We start from the raw sequence: 21,846 nt of genomic DNA, 5'->3' as shown, positions 1-21,846 counted from the left end.
TATATGTAAAAAAGAAGCATGTAAACCTCATGACGAGAGCCGTCATTGATACATGAATACGTTTTACATTAATACAGAAGAAATAAAGATCATTGACATTAACGGTAAAGACATCACAAAGAGAAAACCGAGCACTTATAAGTGCTTGAGTAACCTAAAAATAGGAAAGAAATCGTTAAGGGCGTATGGCGGATGCCTAGGCTTTCAGAGGCGACGAAGGACGTGGTAAGCTGCGAAAAGCTGCGGGGATTGGCACACACGAATTGATCCGCAGATGTCCGAATGGGGCAACCCAATACATTGAAGATGTATTACCTCGTAAGAGGAGCAAACCCGGAGAACTGAAACATCTAAGTACCCGGAGGAAAAGAAATCGAAGAGATTCCGTAAGTAGTGGCGAGCGAAAGCGGATTAGCCCAAAAGTCTTTATATATTTAGAAGAACGTACTGGAAAGTGCGGCCATAGACGGTGATAGCCCGGTATTCGAAAGGTATATATAGATGATAAATGAGTAGGGCGGGACACGTGAAATCCTGTCTGAATATGGGGGGACCATCCTCCAAGGCTAAATACTCCTGAAAGACCGATAGTGAACAAGTACTGTGAAGGAAAGGTGAAAAGCACTTCGAATAGAAGGGTGAAATAGAACCTGAAACCGTACGCCTACAAGCGGTCGGAGCCCACAAGTTGGGTGACGGCGTGCCTTTTGCATAATGAGCCTACGAGTTAATTTTACTAGCGAGGTTAAGGACTTCAGGTCCGGAGCCGGAGCGAAAGCGAGTCTGAATAGGGCGGATAGTTAGTAGGATTAGACGCGAAACCTTGTGATCTACCCATGGGCAGGTTGAAGCTCTGGTAACACAGAGTGGAGGACCGAACCGGTTGACGTTGAAAAGTCTTCGGATGACCTGTGGGTAGGGGTGAAAGGCCAATCAAACTGGGAGATAGCTCGTACTCCCCGAAATGCATTTAGGTGCAGCGTTGATTATAAGTTTATTAGAGGTAGAGCTACTGATTGGATGCGGGGGTTTCACCGCCTACCAATTCCTGACAAACTCCGAATGCTAATAAATGTTGATCAGCAGTGAGGGCATGGGTGCTAAGGTCCATGTCCGAGAGGGAAAGAACCCAGACCAACAGCTAAGGTCCCCAAATATATGTTAAGTTGAAGCAACGCGGTTGGACTGCATTGACAGCTAGGATGTTGGCTTGGAAGCAGCCATTCATTTAAAGAGTGCGTAACAGCTCACTAGTCGAGCGGTCCGGCATGGATAATAATCGGGCATAAACATATTACCGAAGCTATGGATTTGTACATTGTACATCTGGTAGGGGAGCATTCTGTTTGCGCCGAAGCAGTATCGTGAGGTATTGTGGAGCGGACAGAAAAGAAAATGTAGGCATAAGTAACGATAAAGGGGGCGAGAAACCCCCTCACCGAAAGACTAAGGTTTCCTCAGCCATGCTAATCAGCTGAGGGTTAGTCGGGACCTAACGCGAACCCGAAAGGGGTAGTGGATGGACAATGGGTTAATATTCCCATACTTGCTCACACTAAAAAGGGGACGGAGTGCCGTACCTGCTGGAGACTGACGGAATAGTCAAGGCCTAGCCTTCGGGCGAAGCTGCTGCAGGGAAAGTGCTTCCAAGAAAAGCCGAAGTGAAGCAACCCGTACCAAAACCGACACAGGTAGTCGAGGAGAGAATCCTAAGGTGCTCGAGTGAGTCGTGGCTAAGGAACTAGGCAAAATAGTCTCGTAACTTCGGAAGAAGAGACGCCATCAGCAATGGTGGCCGCAGTGAAGAGGCCCAGGCGACTGTTTATCAAAAACACAGGACTCTGCTAAATCGAAAGATGCTGTATAGGGTCTGACACCTGCCCGGTGCTGGAAGGTTAAGGAAGGGCGTTAGCGTAAGCGAAGCGTTTGACTGAAGCCCCAGTAAACGGCGGCCGTAACTATAACGGTCCTAAGGTAGCGAAATTCCTTGTCGGGTAAGTTCCGACCTGCACGAATGGTGTAACGATCTGGGCACTGTCTCAGCCACGAGCTCGGTGAAATTGTAGTATCGGTGAAGATGCCGATTACCCGCAATGGGACGAAAAGACCCTGTGAACCTTTACTATAACTTCGTATTGACTTTGAGTAAGTAATGTGTAGGATAGGTGGGAGACTATGAAGCAGGCACGCTAGTGTTTGTGGAGTCAACGTTGAAATACCACCCTTTACTTACTTGGAGCCTAACTTCCTTTAGGAAGGACATTGCGTGGTGGGTAGTTTGACTGGGGTGGTCGCCTCCAAAAGAGTAACGGAGGCTTTCAAAGGTACCCTCAGCACGCTTGGTAACCGTGCGTAGAGTGTAATGGCATAAGGGTGCTTGACTGTGAGACCTACAAGTCGATCAGGTGCGAAAGCAGGACATAGTGATCCGGTGGTTCCGTATGGAAGGGCCATCGCTCATAGGATAAAAGGTACTCCGGGGATAACAGGCTAGTCTCCCCCAAGAGCTCACATCGACGGGGAGGTTCGGCACCTCGATGTCGGCTCGTCACATCCTGGGGCTGGAGAAGGTCCCAAGGGTTGGGCTGTTCGCCCATTAAAGTGGCACGCGAGCTGGGTTCAGAACGTCGTGAGACAGTTCGGTCTCTATCTATTGCGGGCGTTAGATGTTTGAGAGGGCTTGATTCTAGTACGAGAGGACCGAATTGAACAAACCTCTGGTGTATCAGTTGTACCGCCAGGTGCACCGCTGAGTAGCTATGTTTGGAAGAGATAAGCACTGAAAGCATATAAGTGCGAAACTCGCCTCAAGATGAGACATCTTTTAAGGGTCGTGGGAGATGACCACGTTGATAGGCTACAGGTGTAAAGTTGGTAACAGCATAGCCGAGTAGTACTAATTACCCGTAGATTTATAGCCTATAGGTTACACTAATTCAAGTCTTATAAGTGCAATACTGGTTTTGCCTTTGTGATGAAATTTACCGATAAAACAGATGTCAGATACAAGACATCAGATAACAGACTTTATAATAGGTCTGAAATCTGAAATCTAGCCTCTGATATCTTATATACCTTCTTTAGGGTGGTTTTAGCGGTGGGGCTCACCTGTTCCCATTCCGAACACAGAAGTTAAGCCCACCAGCGCCGATGGTACTGCGACAAGCGGGAGAGTAGGTCGCCGCCAGTTTTTATTAAAAGTCTCATACATGAATTTGTATGAGACTTTTTTGTTTTATAACTATATCTATACACATCTATACCTACCATACCATAGGAATAAATGATAAACGATAAGGGTCAGTGATCATTTATCATTGATGAATGATAAATGATAAAAGATCATTCATCAATCATCATTTATCAATCATCATTTATTATTAATGCTAGCTATCTAAACTCTTTTCGAAGAAACAATCCAACATTGGTTTTGGTTACAGGGTTTAAGCCATACTGATCAAAATCTATAGCAAGTCCATATTGAAAGGCTTTGTTGTCCAATCCTATCCGAAATTGTTGCTGACTTCTACGGTGTAGTTTAAAATCTAACCAGCTGGTAGTGGCCAGTAGCTGGGTAAAGAGCTGATAATCTCGATTGATTGGATACCGATAATTGATCATTACAATAGCTTCCCGCAAAGGAATATTGATTACCATGTAAGAAAGAAGTATTATAGCGGATAATCTTGGAGTACGTTTGGAATATTGTGCTGTTAGAAAAGGAGTAATTCCGGTAGTATTAACGAATTTCATTCCGGCACCCGCCGCAAAAGGACCTGCGTAATTATAGGTTACAGCCATATTACTAAATACTTCATCAAAACGGCGATCATCTTTAGTATAGAAGCTGTGTACAGCTGTTATGTTAAGAAAATTAAATTTCTTCTGTCTATCAATTTTTTTTGTAACAATTGTGGACAGCAGTATTTTTCTATAACCTGCATCAATCTCTGTTTGAATTATCGGTGGAGATGGGATACTATCATTGGTGATTTGTGCGTGAAATAAGTATGATAAAAGTAAAAGGCAATAGCTGAAATTTTTTTTATACGAATACAGCATAGAGATATAAGTTTTAAATGAACAATTAAAATAGGTTGTATCAAAAACAGTAAGAATAAATCTATCTTTGTTCTATTGTATTAATGTCTTTTCTTAGAAGCCCTGAAGCTTTCCAATAAATGATACTTGCTAGCAATGCTACACCTGTTGCAGATAACAATGAATAGCGTATGGCATTAACACTATATGTTTCAGACAAAAGATCATTGAAAAAGCCTGGCACAGAACTGCCAAATCCATGACCGATAAAGTTGCAGGAAATGGTTAATATTGCGGCAGCCAGTGTACGTACTTCAACACGTGTGACTGTCTGAGCTACACCCCAGGATACTCCAATATGAAATGCGAGAAAAAATGTTGTAATACCGAGTCCTATAATGGCCATAGTAGCATTTGTGGAAAATAGGAATACAAGAGAAAAGGCGGCACATAAAAATGTTGCTATAGCTGGGATTTGTAAGATATATTTATAATCTTTCTTTCCAAAGGTATTAGAAAGCCATCCTCCAAGAAAAGCACCTGCAAGACCCGTTCCCCCTTTCACCACTCCTACAATCAATCCTATTTGTTTTCCATTAAAGTGATAAATTCTTCTGAGGAAAGTTGCTTCCCACGTACTTAATGCATAAATCACGAAAGCTCCCATAGTGGTTGCGATGAGTACAAGAAGATAACTTTGCCGGCTAAAAATGTCTTTAAGGGCTTCTTTTAAAGGAATTCCAAGCTCTTTTAGTTTGTAATGTTCTTCTGAGCTGCCTCGTAATGGTTCTTTCATTGTTAAACGGATAATGAGAGCAAGTATAAGTCCTGGTGCTCCGGCAAAAAAGAAGGCATAACGCCATCCCAGCATTTGGCCTACAAGACCAGCAATGATATAGCCTAACAGTATTCCAATGTGAAGACCTCCGGAATAAATGCTGAAAGCTTTAGGACGTTTTTCTTTCGGGAAAAAATCGGAAAGAAGAGAATGACCAGGAGCAGACCCCATTGACTCTCCAAAGCCAACCATAATCCTGGCAATTGTAAGCTGAAGAGTATTAGCCACAAGTCCGCTAAAAGCAGTCATGGCACTCCATATAGTAAGTCCTGTAACCACAATATTCCTTCTGTTATATCGGTCGGCAAGTCTTGCAACGGGAAAGGTCATGGCAGAATAAAATGCAACGAAAGCGAAGCCTGATAATAAACCCATCACAGTGTCTGATAGGTGGAATTCCTCTCTGATAGGGTCCAAAAGTACATTGAAAATAACCCGGTCCAATAACCCTAGCGCAAATACCAGAGTCAGTAATAGTAGTGCATAATTAGGCTGGGTTTGCCCCAGCCTTTTATGCTCAGAAATTTGAGAGTCCATATAAGTTTTATTTTTTATGTGAATATATTATATCCCTAGTTGATCTGACTCACGACCCTGTTAATTTGGGCAACGTGGATAGCATCATGCTCAACGATAAAATGATCAATAAAATCCCTAAGCTTCATTAATCCGAATTTAGGATTCATATGCTGAATTTCCTTTTCTAGGTCGGAAGGGGTCAGCTTTTCAAATAAACGGGTAATTTCGGTATAGCTTTTTTCCAACCTGTCCCGGATTTCTGTTGGTGATGGTTGAGTCTTATCCGCTTCTTCTATATTGGCTAAACGAATTGGATTATCCATTTTTCTACCAATAGAAATAGAAGGATCATCCAATACTTTTTGAATTTCGTTTACAAAGAAAATCCGGGCTTCACCAATATGCCAGAATACAATACCACAAGACCACTCTTCGCTCGAAGGCCTTATATATAGCTTTTGTATGGGAACAACTTCGTCTAACAGATTCAGAAATTTTTTTTGGGAATGTTGAAGAGATTCCTTGATCTCCTCAAGAGTTAATGTTGTATTGCTCATGATTTATGTTTTAAGAATCGTATTTATTTAATAGTATTTTGTAGCAAGCCGATATTGGTAATTTCTACTTCCACTACATCTCCTCTTTGCATGAATACTTTTGGAGTTCTCCCAAATCCGACACCAGAGGGAGTGCCAGTGGCGATGATGTCTCCGGGATTCAGGGTCATGATTTCTGATATAGCTTCAATAAGGGTGGGAACATCAAAAATGAGATCACCAATAAAAGACTCCTGCATTACTTCTCCATTGAGTCGAAGGGTAATTCTGGAAGCAGTAAGATCTTCTATTTCGTCGCGGGTTACCAGCATAGGGCCTATAGGTCCATGTCCATCAAAGTTTTTTCCCTGCATCCACTGAATAGTTCTAAATTGATATTCACGTACTGTTACATCATTAAAGCATGAATACCCAGCTACATACTCCAAGGCATTCTCTTTTTTTATATTTTTCCCTTTTTTACCGATAATAACAGCCATTTCTGCTTCATAATCTAAAGAGTTAGAGAGGTCTATATACGGGACATCTTGTCTATGTCCGTTTAATGTCGTTGCCATTTTAGCAAATAATACGGGTGTGGAAGGCATTTCTCTTTTCATTTCCATAATATGGTGCTTATAATTCAGTCCCACACATACAATTTTTTCGGGAGATCCTACTATAGGAAGCCATTCAATCTGATCTTCTTTCCAAATCGCATTTTCCGGAAGTTGATTCCAGTTTGCCACAGCATATGCGATAACTTTTTCAGCATCTGATAATCCGGAACTGCTTTTTAGAGATTCTTGTATACTGGGAGGCAGGGAAAACTTTGCCAGGCGGGCAATTTCATTAAGATCAATGATTTTTTCCTGAACAAAAGCCCCGAATTTGGGCTGTGAAGAGCCCACGGTAAACATTAATAATTTCATTGGATGTATTTTAAAATTTTAAATTGATTAGAAGAATTAGAGAGGACTTTTAAAGACTTCGCGAACGGTTTGATAACCATCATTTTCGAGATAAGGTTCTTCTCTGTATTTATCGAGTGTCTGCATCAGCGGGGTATCATTTACGGAGAATAGGATTGCATCAGAATCCTCTGAAATGTTACAATGTTCATGATAGGCCCAGGTAGGAATCACAAAGAAATCCCCTTCCGACCAGTTAAATTGTACCCCATCTATCACTGAATAGCCATTTCCTTCAAAAACATAGTATACATTGCTGGAAACATGACGATGGGCTTTGGTATGTACTTTAGGACGGATCATTTGTATTGATGCACCAAAGGTTTTCATGACTGCCTTTCCATTGAATGAATTGACGTATTCCAGGGCAACATCATCATAAGGACTCGCTTCATCTGCTTCTTTAAGATCATTAAGTGCTTTTAGGGTGTCTTTCCATTTAAAAACTGATACCGGAGGATATTCATTATTAGAAGGTTCCCATAAAGGACGGTAATTACCATTGCCATGCTTCAGTACAGACGCATTCATTTTTTTGGTTATTTCCTGTTGATCCAAATGGTAGGATTCAAAAAAATTGGCATTGAGATAGTTGGTAAGCGGAATGTCTAAAGCGTCTAACCAGATCGCATGTTTATCATTGGTAGAGCCATGATCGTGCCACAGCATGGGGGGATTAAGTACATAATCTCCTCTTTCCAAAAAGATTCTATTTCCTTCAACTGTACTATAAGAACCCTCGCTTCGGATAATGAATCTTGAGGCCTGTGAAATATGGCGGTGTGGAGGAGCGATCTCTTTACCATTTAACCATTGTAATGCCATCCATAAAGTTTCAGTGGCATAAGGTTTTCCATTAAGCCCTGGATTGCTTAATCCTAAAGCACGTCGGTCCCCTCCTTCTTCAAGATTTACGAGCTTTCCGGAAGTTGCTGCCAGTTCATAAAGTTGATCCCATTTCCAAAGCCAGGGGATTGCAGCCGGATTAGGCCGTAGCGGTAATACATCTTGCTCGACAAGCCAAAGAGGAACTAGATTTTGTTCTTTTAGTTTGGAGTATAACGCTGCTTTTTCTTTCATAATATAGTATTTATGATATTATTTTACTTTGTTTTTGCAAAATATGGATTATTGCTTTTATGATGTAAATAATATGATGATGTTAAATTTAGATATAAATAAATGAATATTCCAAATTAAATTTGAATAAATTTAAATATTTTGATAATGCATTCTTTTTGTATTATTATTTTTAAATAGTATTTAAAGTAATATTTTGAGGTTGATGAAAAAATAGAATTGTAATGAGTATATTTGTATAAAACATCTGTATGTCGACCAAACACATCATTATGTCTATGTTGGAAATAGCCCCTATGACAGGTTACGAAATTGCTCAAAATTTGAGTACTTCAGTAGTTCCGTTTTGGAGTGCTACAGCTAGCCAGATTTATAATGCTCTTAAAAGTATGAAAGAGAACAACCTGGTAGAAACTGAAAATAGTATCAGGGGAGAAAAAATGAATGTGGAGCAGTATACCCTTACCGACACCGGTCGAAAAGAGCTTGATGATTGGATTCAGGATGATATTCAATATATCCCCATTCGGGAGCCTTTTTTACTTTGGTCTTCTTACATGGAAAAGTGTACTTTAGAACAGGCACTTTCTGTGATAGATAAACATATTGAAAAATTTGAAAAAAGAGCACGCCAGCTTGAAGAAGCTACCTATAAAATACAAACCAATGAGTACAAGCTGATGAAAATGAGATCGGAATCTACTCCAAAAGAGAAGTTTAAAAAAATTCAGATGGCGCGTGCTTTTGCTTATGGGGAAATTGCTGCCAAGGCAAGGTTTGAGGTTGAACAGGCAAAACGAATCAGACAATTTGCCTATTCTTTTTTTTCAGAAAATGATTTGTAAAAGCCTGTTAGGTAAATATTCTGATTTTCCTAATTGTTATAATGCAACAGAAACACGATATTCCGGTTAAAATATAGTGGAATATTTCACTTTGTCGTCATTTTTTTGATTTGAATATAAATGTGTTAGATTCAAATTTATACATTAATTCCTCTTTTTAGATTTTGCTACTTTGTTAAATAGTATTAAAATATTATGTTTGTGTCACATCACATTAATATAATATGAATAAAACACTATTTAGGATTGGTCTACTACAATCTGTATTCTTTTGTTTCAATGGGCTTTATGCACAATCTACAGATTCAATTAAAACTTCAAAAATTGATGAAGTAGTTGTTACTGCATATGGTGTGAAAAAAGAGAAGAAATCTCTGGGATATTCTTTCCAGGATGTTAAAGGACAGGCTTTAGTAGACGCTAAGGAAAACAATGTCACCAATGCACTAACAGGTAAGGTGGCGGGACTTCAGGTTGTAAAGGGCGGATTTGGACCAGCTTCATCTTCCAGAATCAATATCAGGGGATTCAATTCCTTTGAAGGAGATAGCCAGCCTTTAATTGTCGTGGATGGTATTCCCATTAATAATTCAGCCGGAGTAAAAGGCAGGAGCCAGGACGGGGCAAAGAATAATGATTTGTGGAACCCGGATACTGATATGGGAAATGGTTTAAGTGATATTAACCCTGACGATATCGAAACTATTTCTGTTCTTAAAGGAGGAGCTGCGTCGGCATTATATGGTGCAAGAGCTGGAAACGGGGTTATTCTCATCACAACGAAATCCGGCAAAAAGAAAGGAGGAGTTGGCATCACGTACTCCACAAGTTTAGGTTTTGAAAAGATATTTATGAAGCCCGACTTGCAAAGTAACTTTGCTCAGGGAAGCAACGGACTTCCAAATCTACCAAGTAATCTTGATAATACAAACAGCTGGGGACCTCAGATCGATGGAACAGATATGAAAGTCTATGATAACCTTAAAGGTTTTTTCAGGACAGGTACGAGTGTCCAACATACAATAAGTTTTCAGGAAAACCTGGGCGAGGGAACAAACTTATATACTTCCGGAAATTATTTATACGACAATAGTCAGGTTCCCAACTCGAAGTATGAAAGATGGAATTTTATGGCTAAAATGAATTCTAATTTCGGGGCACAAAAGAGATGGACAACTGATGTGAAAATCCAGTATATAAGTACCAAGGCAAATAATCGTCCTAATGGAGGTTTGGATAATAATACTTATGGTAGTGTCTTATTAATGCCGAGGAATATTGATATAAGAGATTACAAAGAAGGAATGACCGAGAATAACGTTACGCAGAGATGGATAACAAATAACGGAGTTAATCCTTATTGGGCTTCTTACAATAGGTTGAATGAAGATAAAAAAGACCGCTTCTTGCTAAGTGGCTATCTTAAATATCAATTCAATGACTGGCTGAGTGCGGATGTTCGCTTAGGAACGGACTTTTATTCTTTGGATGCCAATGCGAAAACATGGACGGGATCCAGGCTGAATAATTCTTATAATACAAGCCAGGAAAAGTTTTATGAGAATAATTATATAACGAGTTTGAATGCCAAAAAGGACAATATTATTGGAAAATGGGGTGGTTCCTTATCTATATATGGACAAATGATGGAAACAAGGACAAATGCGATCTATCTTTCAGCTCCCAATCTGACTTCTCCCAACTTTTTTAATATCAATAATTCTGTAGGTAATCCCGACATACGGGAAGTTATTTTAAATAAAAAAATCAACTCAGCTTTTGCAGCAGCAGAAATAAATTATGATGGATATTGGTTTATTAATGCTACAGCAAGGAATGATTGGTCATCAACGCTTACGGTAGAAAACCGCTCTTATTTTTATCCTTCAATAAGTACTTCATTGGTTATTACCGATATGCTTACAAAAATAAACGGGACCAAGCTCAAATTTTTATCTTTTGCTAAAGTAAGAGCTTCTTATGCTGTAACTGGAAACTCGTTGGAAGCTTATGAACTCTACAATACTTTTGAAGTTAAAAAAGATCCTAACGGAAACGTAACAGCAGATCGGAAAAAGATTTTATATGATCCGAACTTAAGGAATGAAAAGCTTAAAACATTTGAAGTTGGTCTGGATCTGCGATTATTTAACCGGATTTCACTGGATGTCAGTTATTACAATACCAAAGCAACTGATCAGCTGATCAACCTGCCAATGAATCCTCTTTCAGGGTATGAGAAAAAAAAGATCAATGCAGGAGGCCTGCAGAATCAGGGAATTGAAGTAGTATTCAATACGGATATTGTTAAAAAACAGGATTTTACATGGAATACAAATATCAACTTTTCCCAAATGACAAGCAGAATTGATAAGATCGATGGAGAGGTTACTAAATATTCGCTTGGCGGATTTGATGATGTAAGCATATTCGCAGAGGTTGGAAGAAGATATGGTGCTATATACGGCTCCAAATTTAAGAGGGTTGAAGATACAAGCAGTCCTTATTTTGGTAAACTGATCGTAGATGGAAATGGTGCGCCTCAAAAGGAAACCGGTCTTTTCTATTTGGGAAATCAGTCTCCTAAAGCATTATTTGGTTTTACCAATAGTTTTGTTTACAAAAATTTTGGCCTTTCCTTTCAGATTGACGGGCGTATCGGTGGAGAATTTTTCTCAGGAACACAATTAGCATTGCAAAAATCAGGTTTAGCGAAAGATACTGCACCTGGCGGAAAACGCGATAATTTTGTAGTGGACGGAGTCGTTGCCGGAAATAATGGAGGTTTTACAGCCAACACTAAAGAGATTACACAGCAGAATTACTGGGAAGCGGTTACCACAGGAAATTTAGGTATTACAGAACAGAATATTTATGATGCAACGAACATACGACTAAGAAATATTCAGGTTTCTTATAACTTTCCAAAGACAATGTTTGAAAAGTTTGTGATAAAAAGCGCTAAAGTGGCATTCACAGCAAATAATGTTTGGATGATCTATAGTAAGGCAAAGGGAATTGACCCCGAATCAGTGTTCGCTATAAGTTCAAATGCGGTAGGTTTTGAAAACCTTGCCTTTCCGACCATGAGATCATATTTATTTACCATAACCTTAGGATTTTAATACAATACCCATGAAAAAATATATAATTACACTTCTCGTATTAATTTTTGTAGCATTTTCAGGATGTAAAGATTTTGAAGAAATTAATACAGATCCGTTATCTGCCAATATTGATCAGGTGCAGCCTGAATATTTTTTAAACAGTTCAATCTTAGGAGCACAGCAAGATCCCAATATTGCAGAAAGAGTTTTTGTGTTATACTGGAAAACAGCAGCAAGGCAGCATCTCAGTACGGGTATAGCCGGCGGTACGGATAATGATGCGTGGAGTGTGGAATATTGGAAGTATATCTCACAATGGCTGAATAATGCCAATGCTACGATTCAAATTGCCAATGAAAAGAAAGCTAAGGGTCAGGGACTGCCTCATTATGACAATTTGATTCAGGTTGCCCGTATATGGAGAGCCTATCTAATGAGTGAGTTTTCGGATAATTTCGGACCTCAGCCGATCCAGGCATTTCAGGCAGTTAATCCTGATTTTAATTCTGAAAAAGAAGTATATTACTATATCCTGGAGGAATTAAAAGATGCTGTGGGCAAAATCGATCTTAATCAGCCGGTGCCTGCGGACAATATCTCAAAATATGATCTTGCCTATAAATTAAAATGGAATTTATGGGTTAAATATGCCAATTCGCTTCGCATGAGAATAGCAATGAGAATTTCTGAAGTAGATCCGGTTAAGGCAAAATCAGAATTTGAGGCGGCTGTGGCAACTAATAATTTTATAAGTGTAAGTACCGAAAATTTTAGTGTCGCGGAAAAGCCGGGATGGGATGCTCTTACCGGTGTGATGTCGCGTGAATGGAATTCACAGTTATTATCTGCTACTCTTAACAATCTATATGTTGGATTAGGAGGTATAAATTCTGCAGATCAACTTAGCGCTGATAAGCATAGTGCAATACGGGACGAAGATTATATTGGAATAAGATATGATGAGCAGTTCACAAAACTTACTAATGATCCATCCGCAGGATATTGGCTGGATGGAATTCCGAACAAAATGGATCCTAGGGCATACAAAACATTTTACATTCCCGGTGATTTCAACAATCCTATTTATTCTCTTTATCCTACTTATACCAACGATGCGAAAACCAATTATGGAGAACTGAAATTTTCAGATAATACGACCATTACTGTAAATGCAGTCAATACCTGGAATGCATTTACTATTGGAAACTGGGCCGAAAAAGGACAAAGGAATGGATTACGAGGATTAATTGGCCGTGCACCGGCGTTGGGTAAGCAATACAGGGAAAGCGCTAATTCCAGGATATTTTTTGCGAGCTGGGAATCTTATTTCCTGATTGCAGAAGCTTCTTTGAAAGGATGGTCAACTCCAATGAGCGATGAAGCCGCCTATAACAAAGGGATCCAGGATAGCTTTACTTATAATGGGGTTTCTCAATTTTACGGACAGTATATTGCTTCTACCGATTATAACCGTGACGGAACTTCTGTTGCATACAGTCATATTTCGGAACCTGGAGCAACACACACAATGAAGTACAAAGATCCGGCGACCAATAATTTGGTCTCAGTCTCTGTTAACTATCCTGTTAATACGATATACAAAAATGGAGCATTTAAAAATGATAAATTAACTAAAATCATTACGCAAAAGTATTTGGCTAACATGCCGTGGCTTCCGCTTGAATCATGGAATGACCACCGAAGGCTGGGATTGCCGTTTTTTGAAAATCCGGCTGTGGAAACTCCCTTAGTTAACTTACCAGCTATTACAACAGGTAATTATATGACCAATTCAATTAAGAATTTTCCTCAGAGACTAAGGTATCCAAGCAGTTTCCGTAATTCGGATCCCGATGGTTATCAGAAAGCTGTACAGCTTTTAGGGGCAGAAGATGCTATACTGACTCCGCTATGGTGGGCAAAACACTAATAAAAATAATTCTTTTTATCCCTGTTCAGACCTTGAGCAGGGATTTTTATTTGAATTATATCGGTCCTATTGTAAAAACTATCCTTGCGTTATAAGTTGCAGCCGGAATTGTTACAGATACTCCTGTTAATTCCAATTGAAGAGGAATATTGCTATATGAGGCAAGAGCTAATACAGCAGTAATTCTGAATAATTCAAGATCAGCTTGGGTAATAGCCTGGTAAGTTGTACCTCCGGTGATGGAGCATAATACGCAAACTGTGGTTCCGTTACCTGTTCTCCTTATATTTAAAACCAGAGAATTATTCCATGTGGGATCCGGTATATAGCGTACCGTTACCTTAGCCGTACCAAGTAATAAAGGGACACTTGCAGCCAGAAGAATTTGATTGGTTGCACTTTCATACGTTCCGGCATAATTTGTTCCTGCTTCAGTGATAGGAGGGATGCTTACGGTCCAGTTGCTGCCACCTACCGTTAAAGATTGTGCATGAGCAGAGCCCGTCAATATGATTAATAAAAAAACACACAGACTACTTATAGCGTGTTTTCCTTTCTTTAAAAAATTCATATTGTATTCCATTTCTTTTTTTTATTCGGTGATGGTATAGGTAATGACTACCGGAGTATTGGTACTCGTTATGTTTCCATAAGTACTGGGAACTAAGCTAATGCTTAGTCTGTGTCCATTGTTAGCTCCGTTTCCGGTAAATGCACCTCCTATGCCTGTAATGATATTAACTGCTGTTGTGGTTAAGGTTACCTGTGCAGCTGGAGTACCCAATGTGCCTCCACCCGAGCCGGATGCAGTAGCAGCTTGTAATCTTATATTGATTCCGGGAATTACCTGGTTAACAGATGCTGTGACTCTCCTTGTGAGGCCACCAGCAGCGATGGCCGAAGTATAGTTGATCCATTTTGTTGTATTTACTGCTGGATTTACCAAAGGTAGGCCTGCTTCAGTAGGGGCTACAAAACTTAATGTGATATTTCCTGCAGGTTCGATATCCAATAATGTTACAATAGGTAATGTCGCAGCAACTGAGATCTGGGAAAAAGCTTTGCCAGATATTGAAATTATTGAAATAAATATCACATAAAATAAGGCTGATAGTGATCTCATTTTTGTTTTTTTATGGTATTATATCCTACTTTTATGCTTTCTTTTTGATACTTAATTTCGGTTTGCTGCTTTACGACATCAATAACAAGGGATTTTGTTTCAGAAGGATGTAAGGTAAAATGAAAAGTATCCATTGATATTTTGTAGCGTTTGTCAAGGCCATTTCTATACAACTTAATGTCCCAATCTCCCGGGCGTAAATAGGTGAAATCGAAATTTTCTCCTATATAAGCTATTTTACGATAGGTCTGGTCTCCATTGGAAGCTTCAATAATGATGCTTTCTTTTCTTTTTTTCTCTTTCTTAAGCTGGAACTGAGCAAAACTGAGCTGATTGGGATCCGTAGTTTCCTTAAATTGAATAACTCCCTGAATAGCGGCAGCAGTAGTTAAACCAAAATTAAATATATTCTCTTTATTTGTTAACAATACGGTAGCAGGAAGGCTGATATCCGGAATATCATTAATGTCAGTGGTTGAACGGTCGATTTCTAAAATATAGTCTCCCGGATTTATATTTTTAAAAATGAAATTTCCGTTTTTATCTGTAATGGATAAATGATTTCCCATAGTAAGTCTTATGCCCTCCACTTTTTTAACTCCCAGATTTCCGATATTTCCAGATAGTGTTGTGTACTCTGCAGTTTTTTGTACCGGCATATTCAGACGCCAGGTGTATCGTAATGAAAAAATAAAATCTTTGTTTCCTAATTGTCCTCTCTGCAAAGCATATCTACCTGATACATCAAATTCATGGCCCGGAAAAATCTGCTGATGAAATAAGACCTCAAAAAGGTTGCGGTCATTAAAATATTCTTCAGGGATATAGTTATTCTGATAGAAAATACTAAGATTTGTTTTCGGTGAAAATCTACTTATGACACGGGCACCATAGTATATCTGTTCCTGGTCTTGTAACTGATACCGGGAAGTTATTGCGTAACTTCCAAATACATTGAAGGAGGTTTTCAGCTTTTCAAAAGCCAGATTTACAGTGTAAAAGCTGGAATTTCCCGTAAATCCACTCAGGTAATTATCTGTCTTTCCAAATTGCCCCTGAAGATTGACCTGAAAAATACCAATCTGCTGATCAATACTTACCCTTACGAATCTTTCATAATAGTCAAACTGTCTCGGTTCAAGACGATCTTTATATTTCTGATATCCGTTGTATAACATGATAGAACCATTTTTAAGATACCTGTAGCTTATTCCATATTGAAAATAATTTCTGTAAGGAGCTGCTAAAAACAAAGTATCTCTTTGAAAATTTCGGGCATCCTGAACATAATTGGCAAATGCATTGAGCCTGGAGGAGATCTTATACTGGACGTTACCGTTAAATGTGCTTGTATTGCTGAAATATCCTGCAAAATCAGGACTTGATTTCATATACATCAGATTTCCGTTGATTTTCGTGTAGCTGGCAAGAAGCTGAACCATGTAGGCATTTCCTTCCATTCGATCTGTTTTGCTATAGGCTACTTCACCGGAAACATCAAGATTTTTATTCAGTTTGAATTTTCCGGTAGCATAGGGAAGGTGAGCGTTAGAATCTAATCTCAGACCACTGAAACTTAAACTTGTTTCACCGGGTCTTGGAATCTTGTACAAATAACCTGCTGTAATTTCAGATTCTTTATGAAGCCTGAATGTGGAATATACATTGAATTCATCTTTGATATCCCGGAAAAATCTAGGGTGATTGTAAAATCCTCCGATACTGACCTTTTTGAAATTATAACGAATTTCAGCTCCACGGCCATATCGTGCATACTCGGTAAGATAAGAGGAAGAATAGGTCTTGTCTCCCAGATGAACGAAAAATTCATCCCGTCTGTAGTTAATAAAATATTCCTCATATTGGGTGAAGGAATTGAATTCAACCGGGTTGGAAGTTACAGCGTGAAATTCCAATGTCCCTTTATTTTCTTTATCCAGCGTTCCTTTACCATACAATTCACCCTGGAAGCCATCGTGGTATTCTCCTCTGTTTTTCATTCCAATAAAAGCCATCGAGGCGGAAACCGGTAAACGATGGTATATATCATCTTCATCAGGTTTAACAGAAATAATTTTCGTACTGCTGTAAGCCGTTTGGGTTTCTGCCGGATGATCCACTGAATACACGGACAGGTTAAGATTTTGATATTCATTTTTACCCAGATCCGGATTTGTGACCTTACTGATGTTGATTACTTTTGCTTCGCCTGGAGGTAAAAGGAGAGTTGCATCGTGATTTACCACGGCATTTTTACTTTCCAGGATCAGTTTTTCAGTAACATTTCCACTGTTTTTAAGTAGAAAAGAGGAGGTGATGGTTTCACCTGCTTTTACGAATTCCGGAGAATTGATTGCCGTTACTGAAAGCTTTCTGACCGGGAGAACATTTATTTCTGCCGTTTTAATAAATTGATCGGTTTTATCACTTCCCAAACCTCGTAATGTTATGGTATATTTTCCCTGCGGTGTTTCTGTGGCTATACGCAATGGAACCAGATATAGGTAAGTTTCGTCGCCTGCAATTGAAACTTGATTCTTCTTTAAAATGGGAATAATGTATTGATTTGAAGTTTCAATGACAATATCATAAACCTTATTCTGAGAAGTCGTATTTTCCAGGGAAAAAGAAATAGAAGAAGCCGTTCCCGGTAGTATACTATCTTTTTTATTGACAATTTCTCTGGATTGTTTTTGTGAAAAAATAAGTACTGGGAATAGTATGAAAAGATATAAGGCCCAATTTCTAGTCATTTTTTACTTCTAGTTCCACATTAATAGCAAATGCGTTTTCATCTTCATCTGTTGCAATGATGACTGCAGTATATTTATCGGGAGGCATTTTACTGATATCAATAGGAAAGGATTTGGAGGTTTGCGGTAATAGTCCCATTGCCTGTGATGAAAATGTTCCTATTTTCTCACCGTTCTTTCGGTTGTATATCTCAACGGAAGCCGTTGATCTGCAATAGATTGCTCCCTGGTTGGCGATGGCAATTTTTAATACTTGTCTGCCCTCTTCTTTTTCAACTTTAATATTTTCAAACTTTAGATCTGGTTTTACCTTTTCGGAATCAAAATCAGTTATGATCTGGATGGCATACCTTACAACAGAAGTAATATTAATTCCCTGCTTACTATCACTCGGTTTTATTTCATCTACAGGTTCAACGATGACAACACTCCAGTAACTACCGGGAGAATTTAATTGATTAGGAACGGTAATTTCATAAAAGACCTCTGTTTTTTCTTTAGCCTTTAAAGTAAGAAAGGTTGTATTAAGCCTTATCCAATCCGTATTGGTCCTTTCATTCGTATGCGGAGTTGTATAGTAGATAGAACCATTTGACTGGTAACTGAAGTCCTGTAAAAATATTTTCACATTTTGAGGTTTGTCACCGGTGTTTTGCAAGGCTATTTTTCCTTTGTAAATCTGTCCGTTTTCTACCTTGTAATTATGCGAAAGCCCATTAAGCACAACGATACCGGCATGCAAAAATAGGTAAGGTAAGATCAGGAAAGTAAGAAGAAAGATTCGCTTTGTCATTCTTATTAAAAATTTTAAGTTGAAGATCATGCAATAGATGAACAAGAAGAAACTGACAAAGCGATTTCTTCTTATTCAAATATGTATTTTTCAGATATTAATTGTCCGAAATAGTATAAGTCACAGTAGCAACAGTTGTCGCTGTAGCTTGTAGATCAGCGTAAGCTGCAACTCCGCCAGGTCCACTTCCTGCTGCAAGGGCATACGTAAGATTATGGCCGTTATTAGCTCCATTTCCGGTATAAGCACTTCCGATCCCAGAGATAATTGTCTGGTCTGCTGCACTTAATGTAATCAGAGCTGATGGCGTTCCTAATGTTCCCGCACCAGCACCTGTTGCCGCTGCTGCGGTAACTTGAATGTCTATCCCGGGAACTAAAGCATTTAATCGAACGGTAACATTACGGGATGGATCTGCAACTGATTTTATTGAAGAGTAGTTAAGCCAAAGTGTTGTATTGGCAGGGCTTGCAACAATAGGTTGTCCAGCTTCTGTAGGAGCTGTAAATCCTAAAGTAATATTTTTGGTAGCCGCAGGTTCAATATCAACAAGCGCAACTTCCGGAACGGAAATCGTAATGGTGTGATTGTCGGTGTTGGTATCTTGTGCGTTTACATGGGCTGAAATGGCCAACGCAACTAAAGATAATGATAATGGAAGTGTGAATTTTTTCATGGTAGTTAGTTATTATTAATTTTCAAGTGAAGTTAATAAAATAAAGAGAAAGTATAAAAGATTTTATCTTTTTTATGACTCCTTACCTCCTCATTTCTAATGCGAAACATAATGAATTTTTATCACAAAATAGAGAACTATTTGATTGTTGTTATTAATAATAATGCCTAATTTTTTTATATCCGATTAAAAAATAATTCAATATTTGAGAAAATGAAAAAGAAAAAAAGTCTCACAATGCTGTAAGACTTTTGTATATTTTTTTGAAATTTCAATTGAAATTATGCCCAATGTGGATCAGAAATAGAAACTTTTCCTGTCTCTACTCTTCCTGAAAAGTGCCACATGTGACCGGATGAACTTATTTTTACGTCATACCAGCCTTTGTTCTTTTTCAGATTAAGGGTTATTTTTTCTTCATCTTTACTAAGCGCAATTTTTTTACGGGTCTTTTCATACAGGTCTTCTATATCCATCATGATATTTCCATTTTTCTTCTTTTTAAATATCAATTGAGTTTCATTATTTTTCGTATCATTAAGCATTTGTATCTCTACTTCCGGTTTCTGCACACCTTTAAATTTCCTGAAGAAACCATTGGGTCCAAAAACTTCATAATCATAATTATCCAGATAAACAGCGTGTGACAATGTTTGTTTTGAGTATAAAGCATAGGAAAAATAATAATTACCATGATCATCTAGCTTTGTTCTGTCGTAGATTAATAATGGAACTCCTGCCTCCTTCAGGTTCTCCATTTTAATACTGTTATCTGCGAGATTAACATGGTAATTGTAAGGGAGTGCATTGGATGGCTTTATCCCTCTCTCCTGAATTTCCAGTAATGCATGAGATAGCTCATGTTCAGAATGCCATTTCAGATCAGGAACAGGCTTATTCTTGGCTGCATTAATGGTTTTGGTATATTCTTTTTGATTCAGATAATCCATTTTTGGGACCGTCACATTTGAATCATTAAAAGCAGAAGTCAAATCTCCACAAATGGCTCGTCTCCAGTCACTGATATTGTCTATGGTGACATCTTTACTGAATTTTTTCCTGATGAATTTCTCAAGAAACTGTAATACAGAAGTATGATCGGAAACCTCAGAATTTACAAAACCCCCTTTTGTCCATGGGGAAGCAATGATCATCGGAACCCTGTAACCAAGTCCAACTGTTCCTTCAATACGTTCATAATCTCTCAATTGAGATGACAGCATATATTCCTGATCTTTATTAACATATTCTACTCCTTCTTTTCCATTCATGTCTACCGGCTGACTTGGATTTAGTGGCGGAGAAAAGGGTAAAACATGATCAAAATATCCGTCATTTTCATCATAATTGATTATAAAAATGGTTTTTTTCCAGGTTTCAGGATCCTTCGTCAAGATATTTAGAACTTCAGAAATATACCATGCCCCATACCAAGGTGATCCCGGATGGTCCGAAAAGTGTTCCGGAGCAACCAGCCATGAAACCAAAGGAAGCTTTTTCTCTTCAACGTCCTTACGGAACTGAAATAATACATCTCCTTTAGGAACTACTAGTTTTTCTCCATGTTCATCATTTCCTGTTTCCAGATTCCAGAAATCAGGGTCTCCTGAATTATTGGTAAATGCTTTTTCATGAAGGTTTTTTTCCATTTGGGATAATTTTGCATAGTTATCAGGATGATACTTTACCTGATCTTCCTTCAGTTCAGCTATAAGTCTCTCCAACCTTTCTTTCTGATTAGGATTCTTCTCGATTTCCTTCTGCAGGTAGCTGATCATATGGGGAATATGCTTATAATATCCTTTAGAGAATTTTACGTTGAATGCCGAAAACCATTCAATGGGATTGTCTGTAAAATTGCTCAGCCAGGCTTCCTGTTCTCCGGACATTCCTTTTGGAAGACTGATTTCATTCTGATATATTTTCCATGAAACATTTTGTTCTTCCAGTATTTCAGGGAAGCTTTTCCATCTTGCCTGTCGGTTACTGTCATAATCAATATTTTCATTATAAACATTTGCTTTTACTTTGCCGTTTTGTTGCTCTCTTAAAGTACCTGACCAATGAAAAAGCCTGTTCGGCGTTGTGCCGGTAAGCGATGAGCAGAAATATTGATCGAATACGGTAAATGCATCTGCAAGCTGGTAATAGAAGGGAAGATCCTCACGATTATAATACCCCAATGTCAGGGGTATATTCTTGTAATCTTTATTTCCAGAAGCCTTAAACTGTAACCATTGATCATATTTTCCTTTGTTAAAAGCTTTCTGCTGGTCGGACCAGGAGTGAGGTAATGAGCTCATCCATGTGGATTTCGTATTTCTTAAGTCTAAACGTGCCGGAGCAGCGTACTTTCCGTCATTTCCTTTCTGGAAAAAAACAGAATGTCCGTCTTGTTTTACAAATGCTTTTTTATCAAGGAATCCTCTTACCCCTTTCAATGATCCAAAGGCGTGATCAAATGAGCGGTTTTCCTGCATCAGAATAACCACATGTTCGGCGTCATAAAATGTAGACAAGGCAGCGGGTTCTATTGTGAGCGCTTTTAAAATGGAAGGGTGCAAAACACTTGAAGTTCCTAAACCTGCCAGTAACAAACCTGATTTCTGTAAAAATTCTTTTCTGTTCATGCTG

Annotated in this window: 14 protein-coding genes and 2 rRNA genes; 5 read left to right on the top strand and 11 right to left on the bottom strand. The window is 38.7% G+C overall.

Features of this window, described 5'->3' with window-relative positions; all coding sequences use genetic code 11:
* Positions 1 to 165 precede the first annotated feature (165 nt).
* Together PFY10_11580 and rrf are read left to right on the top strand one after the other, a co-directional pair.
* Positions 166 to 2,920 (top strand): 23S ribosomal RNA (locus PFY10_11580).
* Positions 2,921 to 3,081: 161 nt separating this feature from the next.
* A 5S ribosomal RNA gene (rrf, locus tag PFY10_11575) occupies positions 3,082 to 3,190 on the top strand.
* 200 nt (positions 3,191 to 3,390) lie between these two features.
* On the opposite strand, the gene PFY10_11570 is transcribed toward rrf, so the two are convergent.
* The 5 genes from PFY10_11570 to PFY10_11550 form a co-directional block, all read right to left on the bottom strand.
* Positions 3,391 to 4,062 carry a hypothetical protein gene (locus tag PFY10_11570; GenBank protein ID WBV54885.1) on the bottom strand — a complete coding sequence of 224 codons (672 nt, stop codon included), beginning with the start codon at positions 4,060 to 4,062 and terminating at the stop codon, positions 3,391 to 3,393.
* Between the two features lie 61 nt (positions 4,063 to 4,123).
* Positions 4,124 to 5,416 (bottom strand): MFS transporter, encoded by a 1,293-nt coding sequence (locus PFY10_11565; protein ID WBV54884.1) that lies wholly within the window; start codon positions 5,414 to 5,416, stop codon positions 4,124 to 4,126.
* A gap of 35 nt (positions 5,417 to 5,451) precedes the next feature.
* The gene (locus tag PFY10_11560; GenBank protein ID WBV54883.1) at positions 5,452 to 5,955 is read right to left on the bottom strand and encodes a DinB family protein; all 504 of its coding nucleotides are present in this window, start codon (positions 5,953 to 5,955) and stop codon (positions 5,452 to 5,454) included.
* A gap of 23 nt (positions 5,956 to 5,978) precedes the next feature.
* Complete coding sequence (locus tag PFY10_11555; protein WBV54882.1) at positions 5,979 to 6,866, bottom strand: fumarylacetoacetate hydrolase family protein; 888 nt, start codon at positions 6,864 to 6,866, stop codon at positions 5,979 to 5,981.
* A gap of 36 nt (positions 6,867 to 6,902) precedes the next feature.
* Positions 6,903 to 7,985, bottom strand: a complete 1,083-nt coding sequence (locus tag PFY10_11550; protein WBV54881.1) for a cupin domain-containing protein — start codon at positions 7,983 to 7,985, stop codon at positions 6,903 to 6,905.
* Positions 7,986 to 8,236: 251 nt separating this feature from the next.
* Between PFY10_11550 and PFY10_11545 the strand changes: the two genes are divergently transcribed.
* The 3 genes from PFY10_11545 to PFY10_11535 all read left to right on the top strand — a co-directional run bounded on the left by PFY10_11545 (position 8,237) and on the right by PFY10_11535 (position 13,867).
* Positions 8,237 to 8,830: a PadR family transcriptional regulator gene (locus tag PFY10_11545; protein ID WBV54880.1), complete on the top strand. Its 594-nt coding sequence runs from the start codon at positions 8,237 to 8,239 to the stop codon at positions 8,828 to 8,830.
* Positions 8,831 to 9,054: 224 nt separating this feature from the next.
* Positions 9,055 to 11,955, top strand: a complete 2,901-nt coding sequence (locus PFY10_11540; GenBank protein ID WBV54879.1) for a SusC/RagA family TonB-linked outer membrane protein — start codon at positions 9,055 to 9,057, stop codon at positions 11,953 to 11,955.
* 10 nt (positions 11,956 to 11,965) lie between these two features.
* Entirely contained in the window at positions 11,966 to 13,867 is a 1,902-nt protein-coding gene (locus tag PFY10_11535; protein WBV54878.1) for a SusD/RagB family nutrient-binding outer membrane lipoprotein, read from the top strand.
* A 55-nt stretch (positions 13,868 to 13,922) separates the two neighbouring features.
* Here PFY10_11535 and PFY10_11530 read toward each other — a convergent pair whose 3' ends face one another.
* From PFY10_11530 to PFY10_11505, 6 genes are all read right to left on the bottom strand, one after another.
* Positions 13,923 to 14,438 (bottom strand): hypothetical protein, encoded by a 516-nt coding sequence (locus PFY10_11530; protein ID WBV54877.1) that lies wholly within the window; start codon positions 14,436 to 14,438, stop codon positions 13,923 to 13,925.
* A 21-nt stretch (positions 14,439 to 14,459) separates the two neighbouring features.
* Positions 14,460 to 14,990 (bottom strand): hypothetical protein, encoded by a 531-nt coding sequence (locus tag PFY10_11525; GenBank protein WBV54876.1) that lies wholly within the window; start codon positions 14,988 to 14,990, stop codon positions 14,460 to 14,462.
* Positions 14,987 to 17,743 (bottom strand): hypothetical protein, encoded by a 2,757-nt coding sequence (locus PFY10_11520; GenBank protein ID WBV54875.1) that lies wholly within the window; start codon positions 17,741 to 17,743, stop codon positions 14,987 to 14,989. Before PFY10_11520 ends, PFY10_11525 begins: the two co-directional genes overlap by 4 nt.
* Complete coding sequence (locus PFY10_11515; protein ID WBV54874.1) at positions 17,736 to 18,536, bottom strand: DUF3324 domain-containing protein; 801 nt, start codon at positions 18,534 to 18,536, stop codon at positions 17,736 to 17,738. Before PFY10_11515 ends, PFY10_11520 begins: the two co-directional genes overlap by 8 nt.
* Before the next feature lie 97 nt (positions 18,537 to 18,633).
* Positions 18,634 to 19,212 carry a hypothetical protein gene (locus PFY10_11510; protein ID WBV54873.1) on the bottom strand — a complete coding sequence of 193 codons (579 nt, stop codon included), beginning with the start codon at positions 19,210 to 19,212 and terminating at the stop codon, positions 18,634 to 18,636.
* Between the two features lie 281 nt (positions 19,213 to 19,493).
* Complete coding sequence (locus PFY10_11505) at positions 19,494 to 21,842, bottom strand: phospholipase C, phosphocholine-specific (GenBank protein ID WBV54872.1); 2,349 nt, start codon at positions 21,840 to 21,842, stop codon at positions 19,494 to 19,496.
* Between the last annotated feature and the right edge of the window lie 4 nt (positions 21,843 to 21,846).

This window comes from Chryseobacterium daecheongense, assembly GCA_027920525.1.
GTDB classification, from domain to species: Bacteria; Bacteroidota; Bacteroidia; order Flavobacteriales; family Weeksellaceae; genus Chryseobacterium; species Chryseobacterium proteolyticum.
The sequence above is the reverse complement of the archived record's forward strand: the minus strand, read 5'-3'. Positions and strand labels throughout refer to the sequence as shown.